This window comes from Waterburya sp. (assembly GCF_058530065.1).
On the sequence record NZ_JBZNBU010000168.1, the window covers coordinates 1 to 6,380 of the forward strand.

7 protein-coding genes and 1 other RNA gene are annotated in these 6,380 nt (G+C 38.6%); 1 reads left to right on the forward strand and 7 read right to left on the reverse strand.

The features are described from left to right. Positions 1–142: 142 nt before the first annotated feature. From AC33VI_RS10685 to AC33VI_RS10700, 4 genes are all read right to left on the reverse strand, one after another. On the reverse strand, positions 143–1,096 hold the full coding sequence (locus AC33VI_RS10685) for a glycerate kinase (RefSeq protein ID WP_491782248.1): 954 nt from the start codon (positions 1,094–1,096) through the stop codon (positions 143–145). 3 nt (positions 1,097–1,099) lie between these two features. After that, entirely contained in the window at positions 1,100–1,453 is a 354-nt protein-coding gene (locus AC33VI_RS10690; protein ID WP_491782249.1) for a DUF565 domain-containing protein, read from the reverse strand. 58 nt (positions 1,454–1,511) lie between these two features. Continuing rightward, a complete protein-coding gene (locus AC33VI_RS10695; RefSeq protein WP_491782250.1) occupies positions 1,512–2,120 on the reverse strand; it encodes a DUF3611 family protein in 609 nt (202 codons plus the stop codon). Between the two features lie 80 nt (positions 2,121–2,200). Beyond that, on the reverse strand, positions 2,201–2,737 hold the full coding sequence (locus AC33VI_RS10700) for a DUF3611 family protein (RefSeq protein WP_491782251.1): 537 nt from the start codon (positions 2,735–2,737) through the stop codon (positions 2,201–2,203). A 118-nt stretch (positions 2,738–2,855) separates the two neighbouring features. Here AC33VI_RS10700 and rnpB point away from each other — a divergent pair. Beyond that, positions 2,856–3,262, forward strand: an RNA gene (gene rnpB / locus AC33VI_RS10705) — RNase P RNA component class A. A gap of 18 nt (positions 3,263–3,280) precedes the next feature. Here rnpB and AC33VI_RS10710 read toward each other — a convergent pair. From AC33VI_RS10710 to rpsB, 3 genes are all read right to left on the reverse strand, one after another. After that, on the reverse strand, positions 3,281–4,330 hold the full coding sequence (locus tag AC33VI_RS10710; RefSeq protein WP_491782252.1) for a hypothetical protein: 1,050 nt from the start codon (positions 4,328–4,330) through the stop codon (positions 3,281–3,283). Positions 4,331–4,540: 210 nt separating this feature from the next. Next, positions 4,541–5,200: a translation elongation factor Ts gene (tsf, locus tag AC33VI_RS10715; RefSeq protein ID WP_491782253.1), complete on the reverse strand. Its 660-nt coding sequence runs from the start codon at positions 5,198–5,200 to the stop codon at positions 4,541–4,543. A gap of 116 nt (positions 5,201–5,316) precedes the next feature. After that, complete coding sequence (gene rpsB, locus AC33VI_RS10720) at positions 5,317–6,126, reverse strand: 30S ribosomal protein S2 (protein ID WP_491782254.1); 810 nt, start codon at positions 6,124–6,126, stop codon at positions 5,317–5,319. Positions 6,127–6,380 lie beyond the last annotated feature (254 nt).

A 6,380-nucleotide genomic window follows, 5' to 3' on the forward strand; every position in this document is an offset into this window, starting at 1 on the left:
AGCTTTTAAGAAGCTAGTACATTTTATTTTGTTAAGTGCAAGAAAAATAACCTTGTTTATCAAAAAACTTTGCACTTTACTTGAATAAAAAGTCTTGAAACGCTTATATTTAATTGATTTTGACTTATTCAGCAAGCCCTATTTAGTGGCGATAAATATTTCCTAAAGAGCGATCGCTTTTAATCTCTACTACTAAATCGGCAGTTTCTAATAAGGGTTGAATGAATAATTCTGGATGGAGAGACTGCCAAAAATATTCGACAAAGCGATCTATTTCTTCATCGCTCATGCCTGTTTTTCCTGTTGCTTTCATTTTTCTTTCCGCATCTTTGCGCCACTGCTGGCTGAGACGGTAATCTTCGGGATATAAAACGATTAAACTGTCTAACTTATCCCATAAAGGAATATATGCAGCCAAGCGACGATTGTTATCCTTAGCAAATTGCTTGTCTGCTTCAGTAATAATCGGACTGGGACAATGCTCAAAGCAACTCTCGGCAATTGGTCGAACTCCCACAAACCAACCTTCAAATAATAAAATATCTGGTTTACTCACCATTTCGGGATTAGTGCGATCGCCCGAACCATTATGAGCGGATTTATCAAAACGAGGCAGGGGTATATCTTCTGAAGAATTGACATCCAAACACTTCTCTATGACCGACAGACCCAAACCAACATCATGAGTCCCTGGAGGACCGCGCCAAATCAAACGGGGGTCTTGCTGCCTCAATTTTTGCCTTTGAGCCTGGGTTAAATAAAGATCGTCGATGGAAAGGTTGGCAACGGAAAAACCCAAATAACTAAGTATTGATTTTAAGATGGCACAAAGAGTACTTTTACCAGTCCCTTGACCGCCTAAAATCCCTTGAACTAAAGTGCGATTACTTTTGCTTCTAGCTTTAGCCAAATTCAACGCTACGGGCAACCAAAGCCTTGAGCAAGTGCGATCAATCTTCTCCGAATCTTGCAACCTCAAACCCAGACAAGTCTCCTTGACAACTTCTGCAAGTTCGCCAAAAAATTCCGATTCCTTACCCTTATCTACAAGGTCTTGTAATTTGTGTAATTTGTATTCTCTTAACTCGTTGTCCATTGTTTAAGAGCCTAATTTGAACGCTTCCAGAAACAAACTGTAAATTAAACCGACTTTAAATAAATTCAAAATATCAATAACGAGCGATCGCCTTAAGGATTTTAAATTATCTCCCTGACGTTGACGACGACTGTAAACAAACCGACTAATCAATTCTGTAAAAGCAAATACCAAAGCCGCTACAGGCATATCCCAAATCGCCGCTTGTCCCGCAGTGGTAACCAATGCCGAACCCATAAAAAAACCTAATAAAATACTAATCAAACTGAGAGAAATACGTCGCCAAGGATTGTTAAATAATAACTCCAAGCGATCGCCAGTAATTTCTACTAAAGTATTGAGACGAGTACGTTGCATCGATTCATAAGTAATGAGTAATGAGTAATGAGTAATAAGTAGCTACGCTAAAGAGCGTTTATTTGTCAATTTGACCAAAAATCCACAAAGAGCCAACTATCCCCACAAAATGACCAGAAATGATATTGATACAGGCTTGAATGATGAAAACATCCAAAGAATTTACAAATGCTGAATCATCCCGACTATTAAAAACTTGAATGGGATCTAAACTCAACGTTTTGGAGAGAACGATGCCCGCAATGGTTTGCGCTCCCAAAACAGTTATTAAAGTACCGACTAAACTAGTAACAATAGCAATCTGAACAATTCTAATCGTAGTCGATTTTTTTGGTGGAGCAATATTGGGAGTAGAAAACTTAGTTGACATTTTGCCATATCTAAAGGAAATACAAATTCCAATAACTAAGCAAATTAGACCACATACAGCACAAAATAAGCTAAATCCAACCCCAGGAGTGCTTCTTTCTGTTTTGTTTACTATCGCCAAAGCCAGAGTAACAGAAGAGACTACTCCTAACACTAATTGAATCCAAAAGCCAGCTAAACCCGCCCACTTGAGGGCATTCCCCACTTTACGCAACCTAGCGGATTTAGAAGTTGGAGAAGATGATGATGAAGCATTAATGCTTTCGTTATAGGGCGTAATATCTGAGTCTCTAGTCATGATTTTAATTATTTCTATTACTTAATTTTAAATAACAAGTTAGAGGAGTTAAGAAGAAAAAGGCGATCGCTGAATAGGGTCTATATATTGTCCGATCGTCGATCGATTTGATTTAAAGCCCACAGAGAACTAGCTAAACCTCCGCAGTGAGCGATTATAAGATTACTAGCGGCTAAAATTGCTAGTACATCCGTAGAACTGAGGATTAAACGATATGAATTAGGCTGATTGCAATAATCATAAAAAATTCTTCCTGGTTCAAGGGCAAATATTTTAGAAAAAACAACTACTCCAAATATTTCTATAGCTAAAAAGGTAGTAAATACACCGCTCAAACTTGCAACAATAGCAATATTAACGACTTTTTTGATTTTAGACTTGTTTGCCGGCACCGCTTCGCTTCTTCTTCGAGTCGATATACTGTAGCGAAAATTATTGTAGATCGCGATAAATAAACAAATTATTCCACATATAGTAAAAAATAAACCTATCTCAAATTCTGGATAATTTTCCTTATATCTGTTTACTATAGTTAACAAAAATAACAATATTGATATACTACCTAGTACAAGCTGAACTCCCAACCCAGCTATTCCAGTCAATTTCAAATTATTCATTTCACACTATTTCTGATTCTCAACCAGTCTATTTAACTACTAACTACTAACCACTAACCACTAACAACTAACAACACTTGAAGTTCCATATCAATCAATAATAAACTAGATAAATGAGAGAGTTGGCGAGGTAGTTGCAAATTTGCTCTTTGAGGCAGGTTTGAGGAAAGTCCGGACTCCCGAAAGACCAGACTTGCTGGATAATTCCCAGTGCGAGCGATCGCGAGGAGAGTGCCACAGAAAAATACCGCCTGATTTACTTTTTTAATTAGAATTAAACCAGGTAAGGGTGCAAAGGTGCGGTAAGAGCGCACCAGCAGTATCGAGAGGTACTGGCTCGGTAAACCCCAGTCGGGAGCAAGGTCGGAGGGATTATGGTTGGTCTTTTTCCCATCCCGATTATTGGAGTACTGCAAGAGGTGTTTGGTAACAAGCATCCTAGATAGATAACTACCCTCGATCGCTTTATGGCTATGGCTATAGTGGGGTCGAGAACAGAATCCGGCTTACGTTCTGACTCTCTCAATTTTTCATATCCCCCTGCTAATCTTCATACCAGCTAGAACGCCAAGCAGCTTGAGCTTCAGCAACGGCTACTTGATATTTTGTTGCTTTATACTGAGAGTTAAGCTTGCTGATTTTTGCCATGAGTTGCCGAATTTTTCCCCTTTGAGCGTTGAGTGTCGGGTCGTTAAATTCTATTTCCGCCAAACGCAAGCGCAATAAACTAATTTGAGTTGAATTTTGGGGATTGTTAGATTTTTTACTGGGATCTGTTTCTACCGACAAATGGATAATATTGGGTGCATTAGGTAATTTACGATTGTTTTTTCCTCCTTTATTTCCTTCTGCTTTGATTGCCACGTCAAGAATTTTCGCAGGAATGTGAGAGGGAATTATTTGAGAACTTTGCAAGCATTGATTAATTTCTTTAGAAGTACGATCTAAATTTTGTTTGATTTTTCGCTCGATTTGCTTGTACCATCGCAACAAATGTTCGGGATTTTGTAATTCTATTGTTTCATTGGCAGGTTTTTCTTTTTTTTCTGCTTCCCCGTCTTTTTTCTCGAATCCCTCTGAAGCATCGATCGCAATTAACTCTATGTTGGCTAAATCTGCATTGGCTAACTCGGCTTTAATTAATTCTAAATCTATTTCTGGGGTTTCTTCTTCAGAAATAGACTCTTCAGCATGGGTCAGATTTTCCTGCCGATCTTTATCTCTGGAAGATTTATTTTTCAACTTGGCTTTGGGCAGATTTTTGATCAACTCTGCCATCAAGTTTAATTCGTTAGGTTCTGGCTCTAGCTCTTGTTGCTCGATGATACTCAAAAGTTGTGGCTGAATTTCAATCCCAATTTGTCTGAGAGTTTGCTGTAAATCTTGTTTGTTACTTAAAGACAAAGCCAAAAAAGATTGAGGATAGAACTGAGTACAAACTTGATAGCTAGCTAAAATCAGTTGTTGCTTGACTGACTTACTCAATAAGTTTAAATAGTCGCGATATTTATCCTGAAACTCTATTGCCGTTTCTCGTACGGCTGATTCTATATTCTCTAATTCTCGTTCGATCTGTTTAATTGGTTTTGTCATTCTGTACGGTGTTGAGTTTAAACCTAGCAAACTGATTTCAATTGAATATTTTAATTCTATCTTGGGAAAAAATAAGAGATGCGATCGCGACAAGTTATAGTTATTCCGATTAATTTTCTCTGGTTCATATTTGGAATGACTATAACAAAAAAAGTCGCAGATGTATTCAATACAACTTGCGACCTGCAATTTTTTAATTGAAATTCAACTTTATTTCTGACCTGTTTGAGCAGCTACTTCATCAGCAAAGTTAGTTTCTTCTTTTTCGATACCTTCACCCAAAACAAAGCGAACAAAACGGCGCACTTGGATGTTCTCGCCCAATTGAGCGACACTTTGTTTGACCAACTCTTCAACAGTAATGCTTTGATCTCTAATGTAGGGTTGAGGTAGCAAAGAAATTTCATTCAAACGCTTGCTAATACGACCAGAAACAATTTTTTCTTTAATATTGTCTGGTTTGCCATCTAGGTCATCGCGACCCATTTCAATGGCTTTTTCTCTAGCAACAGTTTCTTCAGGAATATCTTCGACTTTCACAAATTCTACGTTAGGACAAGCAGCGATTTGCATGGCAATGTTTTTAACCAATTCTTGAAACTCTTGGCGACGAGCTACAAAGTCAGTTTCGCAGTTTACTTCTACTAAAACGCCAATACGCCCGCCAGTGTGAATATAGCTTTCTACCAGTCCTTCAGCAGCTACGCGACCTTCTTTTTTACCTGCCTTAATAATATCTTTTTTACGCAACCATTCGATGGCTTTGTCCATGTCGCCGTCGTTTTCTGTAAGAGCTTTCTTACAATCCATCATCCCCGCGCCAGTTTTTTCGCGGAGTTCCTTAACTGCTTTTGCTGATATACCTGCCATGTTCTTATTTCTTTAGCTTAACTTTAGTAATGACAAAATAATTTTAAATTACCATCCCAGAGGCTAAAAACACTTTGGTTTTGCCCCTGGCTTTATCTACTAATTAACTTAGCACTCTACTCTTCGCTATCAGAAGCTGCTTCTGGTTCTTCAACCGGAACTTCTGGTTCTTCTTCTGCACTAGGATATTCTTCGGCAGTAATACCTTCTTCAAATTCGTCGTAGTCGTCTTGATTATCGGGTTGACCGTGACGACCTTCGTAAATAGCATCCGCTAGTTTGCCGACAATTAATTTTATCGAGCGAATTGCATCGTCGTTAGCAGGAATAGCTACATCAGCTACTAGAGGATCGCAATTAGTATCTAACAAAGAAACTACGGGAATATTTAGTTTTTGGCATTCAGCGATCGCATTATGTTCCCGCTTTTGATCGACAATTACTACAATATCTGGCACTTTACGCATGGTTTTGATGCCACCAAGATATTTTTGTAATTTAGCCATTTCACGGCGCAAGACCGAACCTTCTTTTTTAGGTCTTTTATCCAAACCGCCACTTTCTTCGAGGTATTCTAGCTCCTTGAGTCTTTCTACTCTAGTGCGGATGGTTTCCCAATTAGTTAGCATTCCCCCCAACCATCTTTGGTTGACGTAGTATGCTCCACAACGGGATGCTTCTTGGGCGATAATTCCTGCTGCCTGACGTTTTGTACCGACAAACAAAACTCGCTTACCTCGTTCGGAAGAAGAACGCATATATTCATAAGCTTCTTCCATCAACTGCGCTGTTTGCACTAGGTCGATGATATGAACGCCATTGCGAGCGGTATAAATGTACTGAGACATTCTCGGATTCCAACGACGGGTTTGGTGTCCAAAGTGAACCCCAGATTCTAAAAGTTCTGCGAGAGAAACTACTGGCATATTTTTTTTACTCCTTTCTTCGGGTTAATCCTCCATTCAGGGAGATCTTCTGGATCGAAAACACCCGAAATCCTGAATGTGTGAATTTTTTTTAAAGCCAATCTAGTTTAGCATTATTGATAGCATTAGTTTGAAGATTTTCTGTTTATAATCAGAAGTAAAAAATGATCGGTTCGGGTTTACTAAAGCTGTCTCAATCTCATCTCAATCTTCTTAGTCTTTGTCCCGCCAAATTTCAGCAAGTTTATTTAGAT